The organism is Tenacibaculum sp. SG-28 (genome assembly GCF_002954385.1).
GTDB lineage: Bacteria > Bacteroidota > Bacteroidia > Flavobacteriales > Flavobacteriaceae > Polaribacter.
This window is the reverse complement of record NZ_MQVY01000005.1, coordinates 88,889-113,002: the sequence shown is the minus strand read 5'-3', so window position 1 is coordinate 113,002 and position 24,114 is coordinate 88,889. Positions and strand designations below refer to the sequence as shown.

Genomic DNA, 24,114 nt, shown 5'->3' with positions numbered 1-24,114 from the left:
TTTAGGAAGCAAATATCTTTTTGAATTTTTTAGGTAAGTCTCTGTTTATGCTAATAAGTTGCTTGGTGAAAGGGTGGGAGAAAATCAAGCCAGTAGCACATAAATACAATCCTTTACCTCCTGATTTTAATTCGGGAAGAAAATACTTTTGATCCCCTAAAATTGGGCTTTTAATAGATAAAAGATGTTTTCTTATTTGATGTTTTCTTCCGGTTTTTGGTTGCAAAAGCACTAAGTTTAAAAATTGAAACCTCTCCGAAATTACCGTATCTTGAATAGAGTAATTGGTAATAGCAGGTTTAGTGTCAATTGCAAGTGCAATACTACCTTGTTTTTCCATATTTCCTATCGTTACTGCGTGGTAGGTTTTATCGATAAGTTTTTTTTTCAAAAAGTTTACTTAATGCCACAACAGCAGCATGTGTTTTTCCAACAAGTAGTAGTCCGCTTGTCGGATAATCTAAACGGTGTACAGCTCTTGGAGAACAAGCATCTGGTAAAGTGCTTTTTTTAAGATTTTGGGGTAGGCAATTGTTAATCGTAGCGAAAGAATTTCCACTAACAACTAGACCAGCAGGTTTATTAATGATAGCTAAAAAATCATCCTCATAAAATACCTCGACCTCCAAATTGAAACGCTTTTTAGGTTGTGTTTCTTCTTCCGATAATAGTTCGATGGTTTCAAATCCGTGAAGTAATAAACCAGTGCTCCCCACTTTTTTATCTACTAAAACAAGGTTTTTTTTATCGCTTTTTTAATTCCAGATTTGGTGGGTATTGTGTTAAAAATTCCCGTTGCGTATTCTTGTAGTCTAACAGGAGAGGATAGCGCTTTGCATGTATGTTTTTCAATAACTTTCAATTGTAATTCTTTAAAAGCCTATTGCTTTGTCGTCACCTCTAGGGTCGGCACCACCCTCGAGTTTTCCGTTTGGTAAAATTAAAATAGCATCTACCTTTCCAATTACGGGAGCCTTAGTTTCATCTATTTGGTAGCCTAAATTTTTTAATTCGTTTGTTACCGTTTTTGTAAATCCATTCGGTTCCATTTTAATATCATCTGGAAGCCATTGATGATGAAATCTTGGTTGGTTAACAGCTTCTTGCATTCCCATTTTAAATTCGTGTACATTGAGAATTGTTTGTAATACAGTGGTAATAATTGTAGAACCTCCCGGGGTTCCAACCACCATAAAAAGGTTTCTGTTTTTTTCTACTATTGTTGGTGTCATAGAGCTAAGCATTCTCTTCTCCGGTGCAATTTCATTTGCCTTTGCACCAACTAGGCCAAACATATTAGGTATTCCCGGTTTGCTACTGAAGTCATCCATTTCATTATTTAAAAAGAAACCTAATTCAGAGCAGTATAGTTTTGAACCATAACCGCCATTGATAGTGGTAGTAACGGAAACGGCATTCCCAAGCTGGTCAACAATCGAATAATGTGTGGTCTCATTGCTTTCTACCAATGTGATTGTGCCATGAGAAACGGCACTAGAACTAGTTGCTTTTTTAAAGGAAAAATCTTGCATTCTCTCTTTAGCATACGCTTTACTTGTTAATTGATCTACAGGAATAGATACAAAATCGGGGTCGCCTAAAAAATGACTTCTATCGGCATAGGCTCTTCTTTCCGCCTCAGTAATTACTTGAATGGTTTTCGTAGTGTTGTGTCCGTACTTATCTAGATCAAAACTTTCTATGCCATTCATGATTTGTGATAGGCAAACACCACCGCTAGAAGGCGGAGACATAGATATAATGTTTAAATCGTCATATGTAAACTGTATTGGTTTTCGCCATTTAGCTTTATATTTAGCAAGGTCTTCTGTAGTTATGTAACCACCGTTTTTTTGGAGAAAATCAGCTAACTTTTTCGCACTTTCTCCACGGTAAAACTCGTCTTTTCCAAATTTCAGTATTCTCTCTAAAGTAGCTGCTAGCGCATGGTATTTTATAGTGTCTCCTTTTTTCCATTTTTTTTGAAAAAGGATGCTGTCTTTATTGGCCCTCAAAAACCCAGATTGATGTTTTCGTATTCGTTTTTCTTGTTTTTCAGTAACTACAACCCCTTTTTTTGCAAGTTGAATAACTGGAAGCATTATCTCCTCCATTTCTAACGACCCAAATTTTTCATGAACTTCAAAAACCCCAGCTATTGTACCTGGAACTCCCACAGCAGTTGCTCCTATGGTACTTTTATTTGGGATGATGTTACCGTTAGTATCTAAATACATGTTGGTAGATGCTGCAAGAGGTGCTTTCTCACGGTAATCTAAAGCCCCAATTTCACCGTTATTTTTTCGATATACCATAAAGCCCCCACCGCCGATATTACCGGCATAAGGGTAACAGACTGCTAATGCAAGTTCTGTAGCTACCATTGCGTCAAAAGCATTTCCTCCCTTTTTAAGTATCGCGGATCCTATTTCTGAAGCCTCTTTTCTCGCCGATACAACCATGGCTTTATCGGTAATTACTCCAATTGTTTTTTGATTTTCAATATTACTTTTGCAGTTAAATAGAACGGTAACTACTACTAAAAAAAGTATGGTTTTCATTTGGTGATAAAGAGATATTAAAGTAAATCGTTGCTTTTATTTTTAGAAAAAGTGATAAGGTCTTTAAAAAATAGAGTGAAATCTTCCCGGAATTCTTCATAGTGAAGTAATAAGTCTTCCGAGGCAAGATTCATTTTGGATTTTCCTTCTGTTCTTCGATTCATTCCATTTAATACCTCTTGAATACCACTTGCGAATTGGTAGTTGTAAAGCCAGTTTTGTTTGATCATATATGGTAACATTTGCTGGGTCTTTTCCGGAAGTATTTCAAAGTTCGTCTGCAGTAGGTTGTACATCGACTTTACATAGATATTCAAAGGGATATTAGAATAGGTATTCCAATTTACCGCTAGGAAATGATCGTAGAAAATATCGATGATTACACCGTTATAATGGCGATATCTTTCGTTTAACCTTCTTTTACTCCTTCTTACAACCTCATGAGCATCTGTATAGGTATCAATTTCACGGTGTAGCTTTATGCCTTTTTGAACAGAATCTGAGTAATGTTGGAACTTATTTCCAACGATATGGTCTGCAATAAAGTTGCCAATTATTATTTCAGTATTATCAGGCGATAAATAAAGATGCGCTAAAAAATTCATTGTATAAATGTAAACAAAAAAAGATGGAGTTATTTTTTTATTTTACAGCCACAATTATTGGGTGTAAGATTGCAATCTTTTTTACTCTTAATTTCAAGTTTCTTTTAGGGTAATAAAAAAACACCATCATATAAAAATGGTGTTTTTATAGCTTAAATTTTTCCTTTTTATTCAGGTGTATTTTTTAAAATTTCCAATAAAAATTTCCAAAATTTTTGCGTAGAGGATATCTGTGCACGCTCATCCGGTGAGTGTGCTCCTCGAATATTAGGGCCAAAAGAAACCATGTCCATGGCAGGGTAATTTTGTCCTAATATTCCGCACTCTAAACCGGCATGGCAAGCAGCTACGTGTGGTTTTTCATGGTGCATTTTTTCATATAAATCTGTGACGATATTTAAGATTTCGGAATTAATATTAGGAAGCCATCCAGGATATGAGCCAGAAAATACAACATCAAACCCTGCCAGTTCAAAAATAGAGCGCAAAGCGTTTGCTAAATCCCATTTATTACTTTCTGAAGAAGATCGGGTTAGGCATCCAATTTTAATTTCTCCATCTTTTACAATAACTCTAGCTACATTATTGGAAGTTTCTACTAAATTTTCAATGTCAGGACTCATTCTGTAAACTCCATTTAAAGCTCCGTACATTGCTTTAATAAAACCTTCCTGTACGCCAAGATCCATTATTCTTTTTGGCTTAGACACTTCTTTCAAAGCAATGATAAGATTCTTTTCTAAGCTACTAAACTCCTCTTTTATGGACTTAATTAAAGCTTGCATTTCGAAAAGAAATGGATCTTTAGAAATGGTATCAATTACTACGGTAGCAGAGCTCTCTCTCGGGATTGCATTGCGGAGACTACCTCCATTAATTTCGGAGATTCTAAGCCCGTAATTAGTAAAACCATCAAATAACAAACGGTTCATGATTTTATTAGCATTACCAAGACCTTTGTGGATGTCCATTCCGGAGTGACCTCCATTTAATCCTCTAACAGTTATTTCGAAAGCAGTAACATTATCAGGTAAGATCTCTTCGTTGTAGGTTCTTGTAGCGGTAATATCTACTCCTCCTGCACAACCCATTCCAATTTCATTGTCTTCTTCCGTATCAAGGTTCAGTAATATTTCACCTTTCAAAACCCCGCCTTCTAATCCCATTGCGCCAGTCATTCCGGTTTCTTCGTCAATGGTAAAGAGTGCTTCTATGGCTGGATGTTGAATGTCTTTGGCCGCAAGAACAGACATTATCGCCGCGACTCCTAAGCCATTATCGGCTCCTAAGGTTGTTCCTTTCGCCTTTACCCAGTCACCGTCAACTTCCATTTGTATACCTTCACTATCGAAATCAAATTCCGTATCAGCGTTTTTTTGATGCACCATATCAAGGTGGCCTTGCAATACCACTGTCTTTTTGTTTTCCATGCCTTCGCTTGCAGGTTTATAAATGATAACGTTACCAACCTTATCAACGGTGGTTTTAAGGTTTAATTTTTTACCAAAATCTACCATAAATTGAATCACCCTTTCCTCTTTTTTTGAAGGACGTGGTACTGCATTTAAATCTGCGAAATGGTTCCAAACTATTTTCGGTTCTATATTTCTTATTGCTTTACTCATTACTTTTTAACTGTTTTTTTGGTACTCAAAGGTACTTATTTTAGTTGTAATTTCTTTGCAATAATTCTGGTATAATTCGGATATATTTCTGTAAGGTAGAGTTAGTGTATTGGTATTTAGGAGTGCGTATATTTTATAAAAGTTGTAATTTTGCAGCATGGATTTTTCTTCAAAATTACTCGAGAATGCAGTTAGTGAAATAAGTCGTTTGCCAGGAATAGGTAAAAGAACTGCATTGCGATTAGCGCTTTATCTTTTAAAACAGCCCTCCGAGCAAACAAAATATTTAACCGAGGCTTTAAATCTGTTAAAGAAAGAGGTTAAGATATGTAAAAAATGTCACAATATTTCCGATTCCGAAATCTGTAATATATGTGTAAATCCACAACGTAATTCTTCTTTAGTGTGCGTAGTGGAAGACGTCAGAGATGTAATGGCTATAGAAAATACCGCGCAATTTAAAGGAGTATATCATGTATTAGGGGGTAAAATTTCTCCGATAGAGGGAGTAGGTCCGCAGAATTTACATATTGATACCTTAGTAAATAAGGTTAAAAATGGCGAGGTTAAGGAACTAATTTTTGCTTTAAGTTCTACAATGGAAGGGGATACGACAAATTTTTATATTTACAAGCAAATTGAAGACTATGACATTGCAACTTCAACCATTGCAAGAGGGATTTCTGTAGGAGATGAACTGCAGTTCGCCGATGAAGTCACTCTTGGTAGAAGTATCTTAAATAGAATACCTTTTGACGGAACCGTGAAGGGGTAATTCTACATGTAAAAACATTGTAAGCTTTTTTGTTGCACCTACAATGTTTTTGTTGCTAAAAAGAATGGGGGATGTTATACTAAGTAGCCAATATTTTTATTTGTCTATGTTTTTTTAGGTAGACGGTTTCTGTTACAATAGTGTTTGTTTTACCTTCTCTTGTAGTTTCTGTGGAAAGACTTCGTATGGTAAAAGTATTTTCATGTAAGGTTGCTGATTCGTCGCTGTTGTCGAAGGATATTTCATAATTATTGTTTTGCGATGCTTTCCAAGTTGCTGTGTTAATAACAAGAATACAGTTGCTATTTGGATTTGTTGCGCGATAGGTTTCAATAATAATGGAACCGTCTTCATTGGCGATAAAGTTATTTTCGCGCATGCATTGCTCCTCTATAGTAATACCGTCTTTTTTAATTTGATAGAGTTGCCAAGTTCCAACAATTGGTTCATTTGTACCGATTTCTTCTTCATTGTTAGAACAAGCAATGAAGATTAATAAAATTAATCCGAATAAATGGGGGGATTTCATATTTAATTAGTTTTTGTTTCTACATATTTTAATTGGTTTTAGACGTAACCCCCTGGTTATCTTTGGTTAATAGATTGTTTTTTGGTTTTTATTGTATTTAAATAACGCGTAAGTCTTTATCGTTGCCTGCAGGAGGCAAATTCTTTATTCTGAAGCATACTTATTTTCGCTAAAGTGATTATTGTTAAATAGAAGGTATATTAATAGAAAAAATATTTTGTCTATTAACACATACAGAATTGTTATTCAAGTATTATTCTAAGAATAAAATCTGTTATTGCATTTTTTTAGTAAAAATTACAATCTTGTCGGGGGATCAAAATGAAGTGGTTTTTGTTTGTAGTTTTTGTAGTTTGGGATTTAATTATTTTTTTTCAATTTCTTTTATTATTTGTAGAGTTTACTCTACATATTCCTTTTCGATGGAAAAGAAAGGAGCAATAGTTTTCTTTTTTTCTATATTAAAACTAATAAAAAAAAACAATTAAACAAATAAATGTCAAATAAATCGATAATTGAATTTTAATTTCCAGATACGTTGAAACAATTATGTTCCTTTTACCAGTGTTTTTAATTGGTAATAATGCTGGTGCAGAAGCATCTATTGCACTAATTTACATATCTTTTTGTGATCTTTGCATGTGGTATTTAAGGTTTACTCTGGCCGTCTTTTTTTAGTATTTCTTTTTCGTGTTTTTCCCAGTTTCTCTTCGATCTAATTTTCTTGTATAGTCGCACACTTAGCATTAAAAGGATAGATACAAGTACAATACCTACAACCCCCCATATCCAATTGATAGCGCTCTGAAGTACTACTAAAAAAACAACTGCGAAAAGTATGATGGTCGCTATTTCATTCCATATTCTAAGTTGGAGAGAAGAGTATTTTATATGATTATTTTGCAATTGCTTAAAAAGGATATGGCATGCAAAATGATAAAAATATAGTGCTAACACAAAAGATAGTTTTACATGCATCCAAGCCATTTTTAAGTAATAGGGATTTCTTACCAACATCCAAAAGGCAAAAATACTAGCTAGTATTGCAGAAGGCCACGTTATAATATACCACAATCTTTTTTCCATCAGTTGGTACTGTTTCTGTAGAATCGCTTTTGCAGGGTCTTCCATTTTTTCTGCCTCTACATGATATATAAACAGTCTAACAATATAGAATAAACCAGCAAACCATGTCACTACGAATATAATATGTAAGGCTTTGATGTATAAAAAATCCATGTATCGTTTGTTTTAGTAATTATTGGGTATTGCTGGAAGCTAAATGTTTAGAAGTTGCAAATTCATGAATCCAGTTGGCGAGTACTTGTACCCACTCCTCATTATCGTTAATACAAGGTACAGTATGGAACTCTTCTCCACCTGCTTCTAAAAATTCCTCTTTGCCTTCCATGGCAATTTCTTCCAAAGTCTCTAAACAATCCGATACGAAAGCAGGGGTTACGATAGCTAATTTTTTTACTCCTTCTTTTTCTGCCTTCTTAACGATCGTTCTATCGGTGTAGGGCTGTAGCATGGATCAACCCCCAATCGCGATTGAAATGATGTAGATACAGTACTTTCGTTAAGATTCAATTCTTTAATCACATTTTTTGTAGTTTGATAACATTGGTGTCTGTAGCAATATTCGTGTGCTTTTGATGGTGTGTTACAACACGAGCCGTCTATTTTACAATGTGATTTAGTAATATCTGATTTTCTAATATGACGTTCTGGAACGCCGTGATAAGAAAACAATAGGTGGTCGTAATCTTTGTCTTTTAAATACGCACTTATACTATTGGAAAGCGCCTTGATGTATTCGGGTTTGTTGTAAAAAGCAGGGATGCTTTTTATTTTCATAGTAGGAAAAAAATCACTTCGTAACTCTTCTGCCAGAACAAGTATGGTTTCTGTAGTAGCCATGGCGAATTGCGGATATAGCGGAATCAGGAGTACCTCCGTAACTCCTTTGTCATGCAGCTCCTGTAAGCCTGATTTTAAAGAAGGGTTTCCGTAACGCATAGCCAAAGCAACTGGCAGTTCTGTTTTGGTTTGTACTTTTTTTTGCAATCTTTCGGAAAGTACAATTAAAGGAGAGCCTTCATCCCACCATATTTTCTTGTAGGCAGCTGCAGATTTTTTTGGCCTTGTATTAAGGATTATTCCTTTCACTAAAAAAGAACGAAAAAATAATGGAAGATCAATAACGCGTTCGTCCATTAAAAATTCGCCAAGATAATTTTTTACGTCTTTCGGATCGGTACTTTTTGGGGATCCTAAATTTACTAATAGAACTCCTTTCATAGAGTGAGGTTTATATTTTGATTTTTATTAACTGATTTGTAATTTCATATAGTGCTATGGATAAACTGTGGATAACATTCATAGAAGAGTTTTGACCATACATTGGTATGGATACCGTTTTGTCTGTTACATCAACGTCGTTTATGCCATGTCTTTCGCTACCTAAAATTAGGACAATTTTTTCGTGTAAACTAAAGTCATAATCTTTTATACTAATACTCTCGTCGGTGATTTCAATACCTATAATCGTATTGCCGTCTTGTCGTAACTTGGTGATTAATGATGCAAAATTAGTATAGGTTTCACACGATATTTGATGGAGTGTATTTCTCGCTGTTTTTTTTACAATTCTGTTGCTACTGTTCGGTGAGCTTTCGTGAAGGTAAATCTTTGCAACACCAAAGCTCTCGGAAATTCGGAAACACATGCCAATGTTTTCTGGAGTTCTCAGAGCATCGCAAACAATAGTTATTGGGAATTTAATAGTTTCATTTTGTATATCGTAATGTGTCAACTGTTTCATTATTATACTCAATTTCAATTATTGCGATAAACGCATTACATATTGTTTAGGTGTTGTTCCAAATTTCTTTTTAAAGGCAGCTATAAAATGGCTAGAGGTACTGTAACCAACTTGCATCCCAACTTCGTTAACGTTATGTTTGTTGTTTTCAAGGAGTTTTCGCGCAAATTCCATTTTGTAGTCGAATAGAAAACTATACACTGTGTCTCCGTATATTTGCTTGAATCCTTCTTTCAATTTTTTTAGGTTTAGTCCAACTTCATTGGCGAGTTCTTGTAAAGACGGGGGTTCACTCATTTTAGAGATGATGATATCTTTTGCTTTTCTTATTTTTAGTACCTCTCGATCGTCTACAAGAAAAGGACAGTATTCATTATTGGTGCTTTCTCCATTGTCAAAATGAAGACTCAATAATTCGTAGATTTTACCCTTGATATACAGGTTTTTAATGGAACTGTGGTTTTTTGCTGCAAATATTTGACGAAGAACGATAAGAAGATTTTCTTTGATTTCCGTATTGTCATAGTATTTCTTGTTCTTATTGTCTTCACTTAAAAAAGGAATATAACTTGCTTCTTGTGAGAATAAAGAATGAAATTTTTCAATAGATATTAATACCGAAATTAAGGATGTCTTTGGGAGTATTTCTAAGTTTATGGGTAATTTTTGCTGCGGATTATACAGGAAAATGGAGTGTTTGTCTAAGACGTTGAACGTGTAATTGTTGTTGTTGAAATGGAATTTACAATTCCCTTTAACACAATAATGAAGTTGGATAAAAGAACTGTCAATATCTCTTTTAAAAACCTCTGTTTCATTACTTTCATTTTGAAATTTTAAGATGAAAAATCCTTTTTCAAAGATGATTTCACTAAAAGAACTTCCTGCGACATTTTTTAACATACTATCCAAACTTTAATTATTAGCTTTTATTTAGAATGATTCTATATAGATGCGCTCCAAAGACTATCTATTACTGCAAATTTAGGGAATTTTGAGTCGTTTTTATGGAATAAAGAGGTAAAAAACTTGAAACGACATTAAAAGTTCTTCTAGCGATACTTTTAACGGTATAAACTTTATATTTTTGAATGTTTTTTGGAAGAAGATATTAATGTACACAGATAATAAGCCAACAAAATTTTACAATATAGGTGTCAGTTATATAAAAGCTGATGCAGAAACAAGAGGAAAGTTCTCTTTGTCTAAAGAAGCACAAATCGGGCTTTTAGAGGAGGCTAAAGCAACAGGGTCTGGAGAATTGTTTGTATTGTCAACATGTAACAGAACAGAAATAACCGGTTTTGCCGAGCATCCATTTCAACTCATCAAGATGCTTTGTAAGTATTCTCAGGGAACAGTAGAAGAGTTTGCCAAAGTTTCCTATATCCACAAAAACCAAGATGCCATACAGCATTTGTTTCGAATGGGCACTGGATTAGATAGTCAGATACTAGGAGATTACGAAATTGTTGGGCAATTGCGTCATGCGTTTAAATTGTCAAAAGAACTCGGTACTTCGAACGCTTATTTAGAGCGATTATTAAATTGTGTCATGCAATCTAGTAAACGCGTAAAAAACGAAACAAAACTAAGTTCGGGTACAACTTCAGTTTCTTACGCTGCGGTACAATATCTTATTAAAAACATACCAAACCACAATGCTAAAAATATTTTAGTTTTTGGTTTGGGTAAAATGGGAAAACATACTTGTAAAAACTTATCCGAATACACCAATAACAATATGGTTCGCTTGATAAATAGAACCGAAGAAAAGGTGACGGAATTTGTTAAAGAGAATCCTGCAATTCGTCAGGCAAAATATAAAGATTTATCCCAAGAGATTGCAAATTGTGATGTACTTATTGTTTCCACCGGAGCAAATAAACCTACGGTATTGAAGGAGCACATTCCGGAAGATAAAGATATTTTAATACTAGATTTATCCATGCCGGCAAATGTTTCCACAGAAGTATCTAGTCTAAAAAATGTAACGCTAATCAATGTAGATGAGTTGTCAAAAATAACATTAGAAACGCTAGCCGTTAGAGAAAAAGAAGTGCCACTCGCAGAAGCAATTATAGAAGAACACAAAGCGGAATTTAACCAATGGTTGAACCACCGTAAATTCACTCCTGCGATTAACGCACTGAAACAATCTTTAGTAGCAATTCAAAAAGACGAGATAAACTTCCACAAGAAAAAAAATAGAGATTTTGATGAAGAACAAGCGGAAGTTATTACCTCTCGACTCATTCAAAAGATTACTACACAATTCGTCAAACATTTAAAAGACGAAAATACCTCTATAACCCAAAGTATTGATGTAATGTCTAAGGTATTTGGGGCAACTTTACAACCAATTAATGCAGAAGAAAATTAGAATCGGTACACGGGAAAGTGAACTGGCCTTATGGCAAGCGAACAAAGTTCGAAAGCAGTTAGAAGAATTAGGATACGAAACGGAAATTGTACCTATCAAATCTACAGGAGATATTGTTCTAGATAAACCTCTCTATGAGTTAGGAATTACTGGGATTTTTACTAAAAATCTAGATATTGCTATGTTGCAAGGTGAAATAGATATTGCAGTGCATTCAATGAAAGATGTTCCCACGGCATTACCTGAGGGTATTGTTCAAGCAGCTGTTTTAAAAAGAGCTAATCACAACGATATTTTAGTTCTTAAAGATACCGAGGAGTTTATGGCCCAAAAAGATGGTATTATCGCTACAGGGAGTCTTCGTAGACGAGCACAATGGCTTAACCGCTACCCAACACATAAAGTGGTCGACTTGCGTGGTAATGTTAATACGCGATTAGAAAAGTTAAGTGCCAACAATTGGAATGGAGCAGTATTCGCAGCAGCAGGCCTAGAGAGAATAGGGAAAAGACCCAAAGGAGCGATTTCTTTATCGTGGATGATTCCTGCACCAGCACAAGGGGCAATAATGATCACTGCCTTAGCGTCTGACACATATAGTATAGAAGCTTGTGAACAAATCAATGATAAAGATACCCAAACTTGTACCGCAATAGAAAGAGAGTTTTTAAAGAGACTCGAGGGAGGCTGTACTGCCCCTATAGGAGCTTTAGCTTATATAAACGAGGTAGAAAAGGAGATAAATTTTAAAGGAGTTGTACTTAGTAGAGATGGGAGTAAAAAGTTAGAAGTAGCTAAAAAAGTACCCCTTGGACGTCATAAATTTCTTGCAAAGGATTGTGCGAATCACATAATTGATAGAGGAGGGAAACTGATGATTATGGCAGACCACGGTTTGGAAAAAGAGTTTTCGGTATATTCGACTAAAAAATTATCCTTAATACAAAAGAAATCAGTACCCAATTTCATTGCTGTAGAGGATAGTGATTTTATTAAAATTAGATTCAATCGTATTGCTGCCAAATACGTTAAAGATCCCATACAAAATGTTGTTATAACCAGTAAAAATGGAGTAGAAGCACTCGTACATAATTTTACAGCAGAAGAATTGCAGTTTAAAAATATTTTTTGCGTAGGTAGAAGAACTAAAAAGTTAATTGAGGAAAAAATTGGAGTAGTCTCTCATGTAGAAAGAAATGCAAAAAAGTTAGCCCAGTATCTCTCCTCAAAATTAAAAGGACAAGAGGTGACCTATTTCTGTAGCAACATACGATTAGATACTTTATCTGTTATTTTACAAGCTAACGATGTGCAAGTACATGAAATTGAAGCGTACAAAACAATGTTGAGTCCGGTAGCTGTTTCCGATGCTACCGATGGAGTTTTGTTTTACAGTCCATCAACTATTGAAAGTTACCTGCAAAAAAACACAGCAAATACCATAGCTTTTTGTATCGGAGACACTACAGCAAAAGAAGCGGAGAAACGCGGTTTTAAAGAGGTTCGCGTGGCAAAAATGCCCACCGTTGAAAGCGTGGTAGATTTAGTAAAAAAAGAGTTTGTAAAATAATAGGGAAAGATATGGTGAAGAATCATAATTGTATCTCTCAGTATTTAAATTTTTATAATGTTAAGAACTAGAAGACTCAGAAAAGCAGATGGCATTCGAAGACTAGTGCGTGAAACGAAATTGTCGGTAGATGATTTTATATATCCTTTATTTATAGAAGAAGGTACCAATATTGAAGTTGAAATTCCTTCAATGCCAGGCATTAATAGGTATTCTTTAGATACGATTTCTAAAGAGTTAGACGAAGTAGTCGCGCTGCGTATTCCTGCGGTGCTTTTATTTGGTATACCTTCGAAAAAAGATGATGAAGGTAGTGAAACTTGGAATGACGATGGTATTATGCAGCAAGCAATACGCTTTATCAAAGAAAAATACCCGTCTTTATATGTTATTACAGACGTTTGTTTCTGTGAGTATACTTGTCATGGGCATTGTGGTATTATCGAAAACAACGATGTTGTAAATGATGCAACCCTGGTAAATTTGGCAAAGCAAACAATTTCGCATGCGAACGCAGGCGCCGACATGGTTGCACCGTCCGGAATGATGGATGGCGCCATTGCTGCCATGCGTGATGCTTTAGATGCCAATGGTTTTGTCAATTTACCAATAATGGGTTATTCCGTTAAATATGCGTCAGCCTTTTATGGTCCTTTTCGAGAGGCTGTAGATTCTGCTCCGTCTTTTGGAGACAGAAGAACCTATCAAATGGACCCTTCCAATAGAGATGAAGCACAGCGCGAAGCTACTTTTGACGATCAAGAAGGAGCGGATATTTTAATGGTAAAACCAGCGTTATCCTATCTGGATATTATACGAGACTTAAAAAATAATTACGACCGTCCTATTGCGTGTTACAACGTAAGCGGAGAATACGCTATGGTAAAGGCCGCAGCAGAAAAAGGATGGATTGATGGAGAACGTGTTATGATGGAAAGTTTGCTATCTATGAAAAGAGCAGGCGCAGATATAATCATTACTTATTTTGCCAAAGAAGCAGCCAAAATTCTTCAAGATAATAGGAATTAAAGATTATTAAATCGGGAATTTTATAATTGTATTTAAAACAAAAAATTAGAATGACGTTTCAAAAATCACACGAATTATATACAAAAGGTTTAGAGCATCTTGTTGGAGCAGTAAATTCACCAGTTCGAGCTTTTGCCTCGGTTGGAGGAAATCCTTTATTTATAAAAAAGGCAAAAGGGACCAAGATTTATGATGTAGATGATAATGCCTATATAGATCTCGTGTTGTCCTACGGACCAATGATATTAGGACATCGCCATAAAAAAGTGCAAAAGGCAATCACCAAAGCTTTGAAAAATGGTTATTCGTTTGGTGCCTCGACAAAAAATGAAATTAAATTAGCAAAAATTGTTTGTGATGCCTTTCCAGGTATGGATAAGGTTCGTTTTGTTAATTCCGGAACCGAAGCCGTTTTAAGTGGGATTCGATTAGCGAGAGCTTTCACCGGAAAAGATAAAATAATAAAATTTTCTGGTTGTTATCACGGGCATCAAGATGCACTTTTAGTAGCTGCCGGATCGGGTTTAGCAACTCTTAGTCTACCAGGTAGTAAGGGAGTTCCCGAGGGTGCAGTAAAAAACACCTTAATAGCAAACTACAATGATCTCGATAGTGTAAAAGCACATTTTGAGGCGCATAACGATATTGCGGGAGTTATTTTAGAGCCCATTGCAGGAAATATGGGCGTTGTGATTCCTGAAAATAATTTTTTGATAGACTTAAAAGAATATCTCACTTCCAAAGGTGCTTTATTAATTGCCGATGAGGTAATGACAGGTTTTAGATCTACTTTTGGAGGGGCGCAAGAGTTACTCGGTGTAGAAGCAGACATAACGTGTTTGGGTAAGGTTATCGGTGGAGGTTTTCCAGTGGGAGCCTATGGTGCTAGAAATGAGATTATGGAAATGGTTGCTCCATTAGGCGGAATGTATCAGGCAGGAACGTTAAGTGGTAATCCAATTGCTATGGCAGGAGGAATTGCGACACTAACAGAATTAAAGAAACAAAATCCTTACGAAAAGTTTAACGAAGTCGCGCAAACTATAGAGTCATTGCTATTAGAAGCAGCAAAAAAATACAATGTCGATCTTACGGTAAGTAGGTTTGGTTCGATGATGAATCCTTTTTTCACCGATAAAAACGTGACAAACTTTCAAGAAGCCCAATCTTCAGATACGAAAAAATTTGCTGTATTTTTTTGGGAAATGATTCGCAATGGTGTTTTCTTGCCACCATCACAATTTGAAGCTTGGTTTTTATCTTCGGCTATCTCTACGAAAGATATAAAGAAAATAGCGAAAGCTATAGATAAATCTATGCGCGTAGTTTCTGAAATGTAAAGTTTATTTAAAGTATAAGTAACAAAGAATGACGAGCGGTTTGCCGAAAAACTCACTTGTTTTGCTAAAATAAAAAAATAATGATAAAAAACGATTTATTTTTAAGAGCCCTAAAAGGAGAGACCGTAGAACGTCCTCCGGTTTGATGATGCGTCAGGCTGGTAGATACTTGCCTGAATTTATGGAAATTCGTAAGAAATACGATTTTTTTACCCGATGTAGAACGCCAGAATTAGCCTCTGAAATTACGGTACAACCGATACGAAGATACGGTATGGATGCGGCTATTTTATTTTCGGATATATTGGTAGTACCGCAAGCAATGAATGTTGCCGTGGAAATGAAGCCAAATTTTGGTCCGTATCTACCAAATCCTATACGAGATAGAAAAACATTAGATGCCGTTACTATCCCCGATGTAAATCACGAATTGGGCTATGTAATGGATGCTATAAAAGCTACCAAAGAAAAGCTGAACAATGAAATACCGTTAATTGGTTTTGCAGGGTCTCCATGGACGATATTGTGTTATATGGTGCAAGGGCAAGGATCGAAAAATTTTGATAAAGCAAAAGAGTTTTGTTTTTCATCACCTATTCTCGCACACGAATTGCTAACTAAAATTACACAAACGACCATTGCTTATTTAAAAGCTAAGGTAAATGCTGGTGTTGACGCGGTACAAATTTTTGACTCGTGGGGAGGGATGCTTTCACCGGTAGATTACCAGGAGTTTTCATGGCAGTATATCAATCAAATTATCGAGGCACTTAAAGACGAGGTTCCAGTAATAGCCTTTGGAAAAGGGTGTTGGTTTGCTTTAGATGTTATGGCGAAATCGAACGCATCTGCACTTGGTGTAGATTGGACTTGTTCTGCAAGAAACGCACGTTATTTAACTGGTGGGAATATTACCTTACAAGGAAATTTTGACCCTTCTCGATTATTGTCTCCACCAAAGGAAATTAAAAAAATGGTAACACAGATGATAAATGAGTTTGGAAAAGACAAATATATTGTTAACTTGGGGCATGGAATTTTACCCAATATACCATTAGAAAATGCTCAGGCATTTATCGAGGCGGTAAAAGAATACAAAGTTTAATATTACCAACCTTAAATATTTGATTATGAATAGATTGTTTTTTGTGTTGCTATTGATTTCAGCCCAGCTAATTTTTTCTCAAGACAAACAGTATTACAAAGATGCTGTAGCAGATTGTATTCTAGATTCTGGTAAGGATGCGGCTATGCTTGATGATATTGTTAATAATTGTATAAAAAACAAATACCTATCCAACTACGAGTTTACAACGATAACTGGCGATAAAATAAGTACGGATGCGATTACTAAGCCAATTTTATTAGTGGCAGCAGCAACTTGGTGTGCGCCTTGTTGGGGTGAAATACCTGCTTTGAATAAGATGGTAGAGAAATATGGAGACAAGATAGAGGTGGTTATGTTGTTTTGGGATAAACAAGAAGGAGTGCAACGAATGGCTGAAAAGTTAGACAAGCGTATCATGCTAGTTGCTTCAGAAGCAGAAAATTCAGATAAATCTACCATTGAAATAAACGGTTTTGTACACAAGCTAGATTACCCAACAACTTATTTAATAGCAAAAGATAAAAAAATAGTCAATTTTAAAAGAGGAGCAGCATCTCCATCGAAAAAAATGACTTGGGAGCAAGTAAATGCTATGAATGAAGCACAATTAGAAGAGTTTTTAAAGGTTATTATGTAATAACGTTAAATACAAAAAAAACCTTTGTATAGATACAATGCACCTCTTTCTACTCGTTAGAAAGAGGTTTTTTTAAATTAAATTTAGAAGTTTATGATAGCACAATTATTGGAGAGTTTTAAAGCCTATCTTTCGGGTTTTCATTTATTAACGAGGTTAAAGTTATGGCGCTATTTTTTAGTCCCTATTGCTATCAGTTTTCTTACTGCAGTAGTTATACTTATTACGGCATTTGTATTTGCCGATGATATTGGAGCATATATAGGTGAATTATGGAAATGGGATTTCGGTAAATCTACCTTTAGTGCAGTTAGCTCTTTTTTTAGTGGTGCCGTAATAATTGTCATTGGCCTGATTTTATACAAACACATTGTTATGGCAATAGTATCTCCTTTTATGGGGCCAGTTTCCGAAAAAATTGAAGCTCATTTATTAGGAGGTAAAGCTTCCGTATCGGATAGTTCTTTTTCCAAATTATTACTTAGGGGGATTCGTTTAAATCTCAGAAATTTATTTAGGGAACTGCTACTTACGCTTCCTTTGTTGTTGCTGAGTTTAGTTCCGGTATTAGGCATTATATTTACCTTTATTATCTTTTTAATTCAATCGTATTTTGCAGGGTTTGGTAATATGGATTATACTTTAGAGCGCCATTATTCCTACCGAGATAGTATTCGATTCGTTCAGAACAATAAGGGTTTAGCATTGGGAAACGGTATCGTTTTTTTATTTATTTTATTAATTCCTGTTTTTGGTTTTATTCTGGTCTTACCACTATCTGTAGCTGCAGCTAGTGTACAAACAATAAGGAAAAATCAAAGTTTAGCATTAAAAGAATAACTACTTTTGTAGAGAGATACACCTAACACATGAGAGAGCAATTTTACGAGTACATACAACAGTTACAGGATACTATTACAACCGAGTTGGAAGCCATCGATGGCGGTGTTACCTTTATGGAGGATTTATGGAAAAGAAAGGAAGGCGGTGGTGGGAGAACCAGAGTTATTGAGAATGGAAATGTATTCGAAAAAGGAGGGGTTAATATTTCTGCGGTTCACGGAGAATTACCAGAGGTATTAAGAAAGCAATTTGGTGTAAAGCAAGGAGATTTTTTTGCCTGTGGGTTAAGCTTAGTATTACATCCAAAAAATCCATTTGTGCCAACGGTACATGCCAACTGGCGTTATTTTGAAATGTATGATGAAACAGGAAATATTGTCACGCAATGGTTCGGAGGAGGACAAGATTTAACACCGTATTACTTATTTGAAGAAGATGCTATCCATTTTCACACAGTATGTAAAAATGCTTGTGACACGTATCACAAATCCTTTTATCCTAAATACAAAAAAACATGTGACGAGTACTTTTGGAACGCGCATAGGAATGAGGCAAGAGGTGTTGGTGGTTTGTTTTTTGATTATTTAAAAGCAACATCCGAGTTTACTTTACAAGACCGTTATGATTTTGTAACCGCAATCGGAAATAGTTTTTTAGAATCCTATCTGCCAATTGTTAAACGTCGAAAAGATGTTTCCTTTACAAAAACACATAAAGATTGGCAAGAGATTAGAAGAGGACGATATGTAGAATTCAATCTAGTACACGATCGAGGGACTTTATTTGGTTTGAAAACAAATGGAAGGATTGAAAGTATTTTAATGAGTCTTCCTCCAACTGTGCAATGGAAATATAACCATACTCCAATCAAAAATTCGCAAGAAGAGCGGCTTTTACAAGTGCTTGCTAACCCAGTAGATTGGGTTAAATAGTGTTTGTAGAAGTAGCTTTACAATTGAATTAATCCAAAGTGAGTTAATGGTAAATAGTCAAAATTATAGCCTTTTTTTTAATAAAATTATGTTATTTTCTAATATAAACGGTGTTTTTTGAGGATATTATAATTTTGAATTCGTTTTCTCAAAAATGTTTTTAATAAAATCCTCTTAAAAATCGTTTGATTTTCTTAAATTCGCATGCACAAAATCATTCACAATGGCTAGATATGAATTAAAATTGCCTAAGATGGGCGAGAGTGTTGCAGAAGCAACCATTACATCTTGGATTAAAGAAGTTGGAGAAACTATTGATATTGATGACACTGTTGTTGAGGTAGCAACAGATAAGGTGGATAGTGAGGTTCCAAGTGAAGTGGAGGGAACACTCGTAGAAATCTTATTTGATAAAGACGCAGTAGTACAAGTTGGTGATACCATTGCTATAATTGAGGTTGCGGGAGAAGCTACTGCAGCTGCTGATGTACAGTCGAATGGTACCTCGGAAGAAGAGCAACAAATTGTACAAGAATCAGTTGCAGCTGTTGAAAAAACCATCGAGACGGCTAAGACAGACACTATTATTTCAGATGTTTCTACCGATGGTGATCGATTTTATTCTCCTTTAGTGAAAAGTATTGCCAAAACCGAAGGTATTACCGGTCGTGAATTACAAGCGATTACTGGAACCGGTAAAGAGGGAAGGGTAACAAAAAATGATATTTTAAAGTATCTAGAAAATAGAAATTCACAGCCAAAAGTAACGACTACTGCAGCTCCAGAAAAAAGTGTTGTTAAGGAGGTTGTGTCCAAGGTTGTAGAAACACCAATAACACTTGGAGGGCAAGACCAAGTGATAGAGATGTCTAGAATGGGTAAACTAGTTGCTAAGCACATGGTGAACTCCATACAAACTTCTGCACACGTGCAGTCATTTATAGAAATAGATGTAACTAACATTGTAAAATGGAGAAATAAAGTTAAAAACGCATACTTTAAAAGAGAGGGAGAAAAACTTACTTTTACACCTATTTTAATGCAGGCTGTGGCACAGACGATTAAAAAATACCCTGAGATTAATATTTCTGTAGATGGGGATAAAATTATTCAACGAGGAAGTGTAAATTTAGGAATGGCGGCCGCTTTGCCAGATGGAAATTTAATCGTGCCAGTGATTAAAAATGCCGACCAATTAAGCTTGGTTGGAATGACAAAACAAGTTAATGATTTGGCAAATAGAGCCCGTGCCAATAAGTTGAAACCAGATGAGATTCAAGGTGGTACGTATACGGTTACTAATGTTGGAAGTTTTGGGTCTATCATGGGGACCCCAATAATTAACCAGCCACAAGTAGCTATACTTGCCTTGGGTGCTATTCGAAAAATGCCTGCTGTTATTGAGACTCCAGAAGGAGATTTTATTGGGATTCGTCAAAAAATGATTGTATCGCATTCTTACGATCACCGAGTAGTTAATGGAGCTTTAGGAGGTATGTTTATCAAAACTTTTAAGGAAATATTAGAAGCCTGGGATGTAAACCAAGATTTTTAAGATATTTTCTATAGAAACATAAAGCTCACTTCGGTGGGCTTTTTTAGTAGGATAAAAGTTCTTGTAATTCTTGTTTAAATCTCGCTACAGGTAAAAACTGTTCTTCTAAATTTTTAGCAAACGGAATTGGAGTTTCAATACTCGCTACTCTTCTTACAGGAGCGTCAAGATATTCAAAACAATTTTCCATCAGTAAAGCAGATATATCGCTTGAAATACTTCCAAAAAGAGTGTCTTCTTGTAGTATAATTGCTTTCCCTGTTTTTTTAACAGAAGTAAATATTGTATCTTTATCTAAGGGTGCTAGAGATCGCAAGTCAATTACATCTGCTGAAATAGTAGTCTCTTCCTCTAATGTTTTTAATGCCCAATGTACTGCCATACCAAACGTGATTATCGTGATGTCATTTCCTTTTTGCAGAAGATTAGCTTTACCTAATGGGAGGGTGTAGTAATCCTCAGGGACGTCTTGGTATATCGTTCTATATAATCCCTTATGTTCGAAAAATAAAACAGGATTAGGATCGTTAATTGCGGTTGTGAGTAGTCCTTTGGCGTCATACGGAAAAGCAGGATAAATTACTTTAAGACCGGGAGTTTTTGTAAACCATGCCTCGTTCGACTGCGAATGGAATGGTCCGGCAGCAACACCTGCTCCGCAAGGCATTCTAATGACTACATCAGCCTCTTGGCCCCACCTGTAATGAGACTTTGCTAGTAAGTTTACAATAGGGTTAAAACCGCTAGATACAAAATCTGCAAATTGCATTTCAACGATGGCTTTTATCCCAGAAACAGAAAGGCCATAAGCAGCAGAAACAATTATAGATTCGCAGATAGGAGTATTTCGTATTCTTTCTTTTCCGAATAGTTTAACAAACCCTTCTGTTATTTTAAAAACTCCACCGTATTCTGCAATATCCTGTCCCATAATGACCATTTTTTCATGTCTTTCCATTGCTTGTTTAAGACCGTTAGAAATGGCGTCAATTAACCGAATGTTTTTTGTTTTTGAAGAAGCAGTTACCGCACGAACATCATCATTTTTATACACGTCCTCTATTTCATTTTTAATAGTGGAGGTTACGGTTTCTTCTTTAAAAGCAATGTTTAGATTCTCCTGAATTTTTTCCTTTAGCTTTTCTTTTAATTTTTTGTCTTCCTCTTCGTCCCAAATTCCTTCCTCCACTAAATAGTTTTTGTAGTTCTCGATAGGGTCTTTTTTCTGCCACTCGGTAAATAATATTTCTGGAACATATTTAGTGCCACTAGCTTCTTCATGCCCTCGCATTCTAAAGGTTTTGAACTCTAAGAGAACTGGTCTAGGGTTTTCTCGTATACTCTGTGCTATTTGTGAAGTTTTTTGATATACCTCGAGTATATTGTTTCCTTCAATAATATAAGATTCCATCCCATAACCTATTCCACGATCTGCGATATTGTTACAGTTGTATTGTTCACTGGTAGGTGTTGAAAGACCATACCCGTTATTTTCGATACAAAACAATATTGGTAACTCCCATACAGATGCTATATTTAACGCTTCATGAAAATCGCCTTCACTTGTACCTCCTTCGCCAGAAAAAACCGCACAAACGTGTTTGTTCTTTTTTAGTTTATTGGCTAATGCAATTCCTGATCCGACCCCTAACTGAGGACCTAGATGCGAAATCATCCCTATGATTTTATACGCTTGTGTTCCAAAGTGAAAACTTCTATCTCTACCTTTTGTAAATCCATTTTGTTTTCCTTGCCATTGTGAAAATAATTTAGCCAAAGGGATATCTCTAGAGGTAAATACTCCAAGATTTCGATGCATAGGTAAAATATATTCTTGTTTTGATAAGGCACAAGTAACACCTACTGCAATGGCTTCTTGACCAATACCGCTAAACCATTTAGAGATTTTTCCCTGGCGTAATAATTTTAACATCTTTTCTTCTATAATTCTTGGGAGTACCATTTTTTGATATAGCCCTAATAGTATCTGTTTATCAAGGTTTCCCTTTTCAAAATACAATACATTATTTTCGGCATTGTAGAGTTTTGAAGAAAAGTTCATAAGCATTAATTTGTCTCAAATTTGTATAAAATATTTATATAATCAAAATTAATTGTCTTTTTTATTGTGGTTAGTTTAATTTTTAATGGTTAAAAATATCAATATTAAACTTATCTAATGTTTTTTTTGATGTTATCGTATTTTTTAGTCATTGTTATAGCATTTTTTTTTTGCTAGAGTTTACTAAGTCAAAACTTATTTATAATAAATTCAAATAAATAAAATAGATAAACAATTGGTTTACAGTGGTTTTTATCTTACTTGATTTATGTTTGGTATATTTATGTAAAACAATTTTAGAATGGAGCTTTTTTTTTATACTTTCGTTTTAACAAAAGTTTATGATTTTGTTGAGAAAAGAAAAGAAAGAAAGGTTTGATTTTGAGTTTTTTAGAAAATCAATAATATTAATAGTAACCACATACAGAGAATTGTATTCGTTGATACCTCGCCTAATTTTTAATTTTGTGCTTGGTAATCGAATTAGTTTTCTCCGTTTTCATTTTTATTACTCCCTTTAAAAATTCATGAAATATGTAATTTTATATACATATCTTACATGAAGAATGCTTTTTGTTCTCTATCATCAAAAAGAATAGAACAATCAATTTATAACTAAATTAATTACATACCTTATGAAAAACTTAAATTTCGTAATTTTTTTCGTCGTGTTTTTTGCGACGAGTTCTTCATTTTCGAATGAACTGTTTAAAGTTCCGTCATCCGTACAAAAATATCAAAATAACGATGGTATTTGGCATGATTTAATAACTCCAAACATGACTGCTTCCCAAGAATTTTATTCTAAGGTTTTTGGATGGACTTTTGAATCTTCTAACAGCAAAGGGGCTGTAACTTCAAAAATTCTTAATAATGGAAAGGTGATCGGAGGAATGATTGAAGTTAAAACTGCTAGTGTTTCGGTTTGGATAACCTCTATGATTGTATCTCCGCAAGATATGAGTTCAAAAATTAAGGCGGCTATAGAACAAGGTTGTAAACTTGCTTTAAAGCCTGTAAAAATTCCTGGTAGAGGAAAACAAGTTGTTTTAGAGTCTCCGCAAGGAGAGGAATTTGCTTTTATCACGGCCAATGATATTACAAATACCTATTCTAAAGCCAATGCAAATGGAGATTGGATAGGTATTGAATTATGGACTAGTGACGCAGATAAATCTGCTTCGTTTTATGCAGCAATGTTTGATGTTATAATCGATAAAAAAATGATCGATAGCAAACCATATTGGATGTTTAAAAAGAATACTGCCACGGTTGCAGGTATGATTCTTAATCCTGTTACTAACCAAGGTTCGCAATGGGTTTCTTATGTTTTTAACAATCAGTTATCTACTGTAACTCAAAAAACTGAAACAGCTGGAGGTACTGTGATAGTTGCTCCTTCCTCAAACGTGCGTGCGGGGAAACTTGCAGTGATACAAGATCCTTTTGGAGCTTTAATATGTGTTCAAAATAATTAATACAATTACCGATGAAAAAAATAAAAAATATCTTAAAAATAGTAATAGTTTGTGCTTTGTTTTTTGCTTTAGAAAGCTGTGCAAACGCAAGATGGGGAACTAATGCAGGTGTAAATGTCGAATGGGGTCCGCATGGTCCTAGAGTAAGGCCACATGTTGATTTTGATGTATACAACGGTGGTAGATTATAATAATTAAAAATAATTTGTCAAATTAATACATTATGAAAAAAATACTAGTAATTCTATTTACATT

Annotated in this window: 21 protein-coding genes and 2 pseudogenes; 12 read left to right on the top strand and 11 right to left on the bottom strand. The window is 35.0% G+C overall.

Annotated features, from left to right (window positions below):
• Window position 1 precedes the first annotated feature (1 nt).
• The 5 genes from BSU00_RS14105 to BSU00_RS11710 all read right to left on the bottom strand — a co-directional run bounded on the left by BSU00_RS14105 (window position 2) and on the right by BSU00_RS11710 (window position 4,791).
• Window positions 2–391, bottom strand: coding sequence for a pseudouridine synthase (locus BSU00_RS14105; protein WP_369820330.1), 390 nt, complete (start codon window positions 389–391; stop codon window positions 2–4).
• The gene (locus BSU00_RS14100; RefSeq protein ID WP_369820329.1) at window positions 369–716 is read right to left on the bottom strand and encodes a pseudouridine synthase; all 348 of its coding nucleotides are present in this window, start codon (window positions 714–716) and stop codon (window positions 369–371) included. The genes BSU00_RS14105 and BSU00_RS14100 overlap by 23 nt, the downstream gene beginning before the upstream one ends.
• A gap of 156 nt (window positions 717–872) precedes the next feature.
• On the bottom strand, window positions 873–2,561 hold the full coding sequence (ggt, locus tag BSU00_RS11720) for a gamma-glutamyltransferase (protein WP_105004542.1): 1,689 nt from the start codon (window positions 2,559–2,561) through the stop codon (window positions 873–875).
• 17 nt (window positions 2,562–2,578) lie between these two features.
• On the bottom strand, window positions 2,579–3,166 hold the full coding sequence (locus BSU00_RS11715; RefSeq protein ID WP_105004541.1) for an ACP phosphodiesterase: 588 nt from the start codon (window positions 3,164–3,166) through the stop codon (window positions 2,579–2,581).
• A 167-nt stretch (window positions 3,167–3,333) separates the two neighbouring features.
• Window positions 3,334–4,791, bottom strand: a complete 1,458-nt coding sequence (locus BSU00_RS11710; RefSeq protein WP_105004540.1) for an aminoacyl-histidine dipeptidase — start codon at window positions 4,789–4,791, stop codon at window positions 3,334–3,336.
• Between the two features lie 157 nt (window positions 4,792–4,948).
• On the opposite strand from BSU00_RS11710, the gene recR reads away from it, so the two are divergent.
• Entirely contained in the window at window positions 4,949–5,566 is a 618-nt protein-coding gene (gene recR / locus BSU00_RS11705) for a recombination mediator RecR (RefSeq protein WP_105004539.1), read from the top strand.
• A gap of 79 nt (window positions 5,567–5,645) precedes the next feature.
• Here recR and BSU00_RS11700 read toward each other — a convergent pair whose 3' ends face one another.
• The 5 genes and pseudogenes from BSU00_RS11700 to BSU00_RS11680 form a co-directional block, all read right to left on the bottom strand.
• On the bottom strand, window positions 5,646–6,095 hold the full coding sequence (locus tag BSU00_RS11700) for a hypothetical protein (RefSeq protein WP_105004538.1): 450 nt from the start codon (window positions 6,093–6,095) through the stop codon (window positions 5,646–5,648).
• Window positions 6,096–6,743: 648 nt separating this feature from the next.
• Entirely contained in the window at window positions 6,744–7,334 is a 591-nt protein-coding gene (locus BSU00_RS11695; protein WP_105004537.1) for a CopD family protein, read from the bottom strand.
• Window positions 7,335–7,353: 19 nt separating this feature from the next.
• Window positions 7,354–8,399, bottom strand: a pseudogene (gene hemH, locus BSU00_RS11690) (ferrochelatase).
• Window positions 8,400–8,409: 10 nt separating this feature from the next.
• Complete coding sequence (locus BSU00_RS11685) at window positions 8,410–8,922, bottom strand: TrmH family RNA methyltransferase (protein ID WP_105004536.1); 513 nt, start codon at window positions 8,920–8,922, stop codon at window positions 8,410–8,412.
• 18 nt (window positions 8,923–8,940) lie between these two features.
• A complete protein-coding gene (locus BSU00_RS11680; RefSeq protein WP_105004535.1) occupies window positions 8,941–9,825 on the bottom strand; it encodes an AraC family transcriptional regulator in 885 nt (294 codons plus the stop codon).
• A gap of 211 nt (window positions 9,826–10,036) precedes the next feature.
• Between BSU00_RS11680 and hemA the strand changes: the two genes are divergently transcribed.
• From hemA to BSU00_RS11635, 9 genes and pseudogenes are all read left to right on the top strand, one after another.
• Window positions 10,037–11,305 (top strand): glutamyl-tRNA reductase, encoded by a 1,269-nt coding sequence (gene hemA, locus BSU00_RS11675; protein WP_105004534.1) that lies wholly within the window; start codon window positions 10,037–10,039, stop codon window positions 11,303–11,305.
• The gene (hemC, locus tag BSU00_RS11670) at window positions 11,289–12,875 is read left to right on the top strand and encodes a hydroxymethylbilane synthase (RefSeq protein ID WP_105004533.1); all 1,587 of its coding nucleotides are present in this window, start codon (window positions 11,289–11,291) and stop codon (window positions 12,873–12,875) included. Before hemA ends, hemC begins: the two co-directional genes overlap by 17 nt.
• Before the next feature lie 57 nt (window positions 12,876–12,932).
• The gene (gene hemB / locus BSU00_RS11665) at window positions 12,933–13,904 is read left to right on the top strand and encodes a porphobilinogen synthase (RefSeq protein WP_105004532.1); all 972 of its coding nucleotides are present in this window, start codon (window positions 12,933–12,935) and stop codon (window positions 13,902–13,904) included.
• Between the two features lie 50 nt (window positions 13,905–13,954).
• Window positions 13,955–15,244: a glutamate-1-semialdehyde 2,1-aminomutase gene (gene hemL / locus BSU00_RS11660; protein WP_105004531.1), complete on the top strand. Its 1,290-nt coding sequence runs from the start codon at window positions 13,955–13,957 to the stop codon at window positions 15,242–15,244.
• Window positions 15,245–15,324: 80 nt separating this feature from the next.
• A pseudogene (gene hemE, locus BSU00_RS11655) lies at window positions 15,325–16,349 on the top strand (uroporphyrinogen decarboxylase).
• Between the two features lie 25 nt (window positions 16,350–16,374).
• Window positions 16,375–16,989 (top strand): redoxin domain-containing protein, encoded by a 615-nt coding sequence (locus BSU00_RS11650; RefSeq protein WP_105004530.1) that lies wholly within the window; start codon window positions 16,375–16,377, stop codon window positions 16,987–16,989.
• A gap of 93 nt (window positions 16,990–17,082) precedes the next feature.
• A complete protein-coding gene (locus BSU00_RS11645) occupies window positions 17,083–17,829 on the top strand; it encodes an EI24 domain-containing protein (protein WP_105004529.1) in 747 nt (248 codons plus the stop codon).
• 29 nt (window positions 17,830–17,858) lie between these two features.
• Entirely contained in the window at window positions 17,859–18,764 is a 906-nt protein-coding gene (hemF, locus tag BSU00_RS11640; RefSeq protein WP_105004528.1) for an oxygen-dependent coproporphyrinogen oxidase, read from the top strand.
• Window positions 18,765–18,987: 223 nt separating this feature from the next.
• Window positions 18,988–20,319, top strand: coding sequence for a dihydrolipoamide acetyltransferase family protein (locus BSU00_RS11635; protein WP_105004527.1), 1,332 nt, complete (start codon window positions 18,988–18,990; stop codon window positions 20,317–20,319).
• Window positions 20,320–20,362: 43 nt separating this feature from the next.
• Here BSU00_RS11635 and BSU00_RS11630 read toward each other — a convergent pair whose 3' ends face one another.
• The gene (locus BSU00_RS11630) at window positions 20,363–22,381 is read right to left on the bottom strand and encodes a thiamine pyrophosphate-dependent enzyme (RefSeq protein WP_105004526.1); all 2,019 of its coding nucleotides are present in this window, start codon (window positions 22,379–22,381) and stop codon (window positions 20,363–20,365) included.
• Between the two features lie 635 nt (window positions 22,382–23,016).
• Here BSU00_RS11630 and BSU00_RS11625 point away from each other — a divergent pair.
• Window positions 23,017–23,859 carry a hypothetical protein gene (locus BSU00_RS11625; RefSeq protein ID WP_105004525.1) on the top strand — a complete coding sequence of 281 codons (843 nt, stop codon included), beginning with the start codon at window positions 23,017–23,019 and terminating at the stop codon, window positions 23,857–23,859.
• An 11-nt stretch (window positions 23,860–23,870) separates the two neighbouring features.
• Window positions 23,871–24,050, top strand: coding sequence for a hypothetical protein (locus tag BSU00_RS11620; protein ID WP_105004524.1), 180 nt, complete (start codon window positions 23,871–23,873; stop codon window positions 24,048–24,050).
• Window positions 24,051–24,114 lie beyond the last annotated feature (64 nt).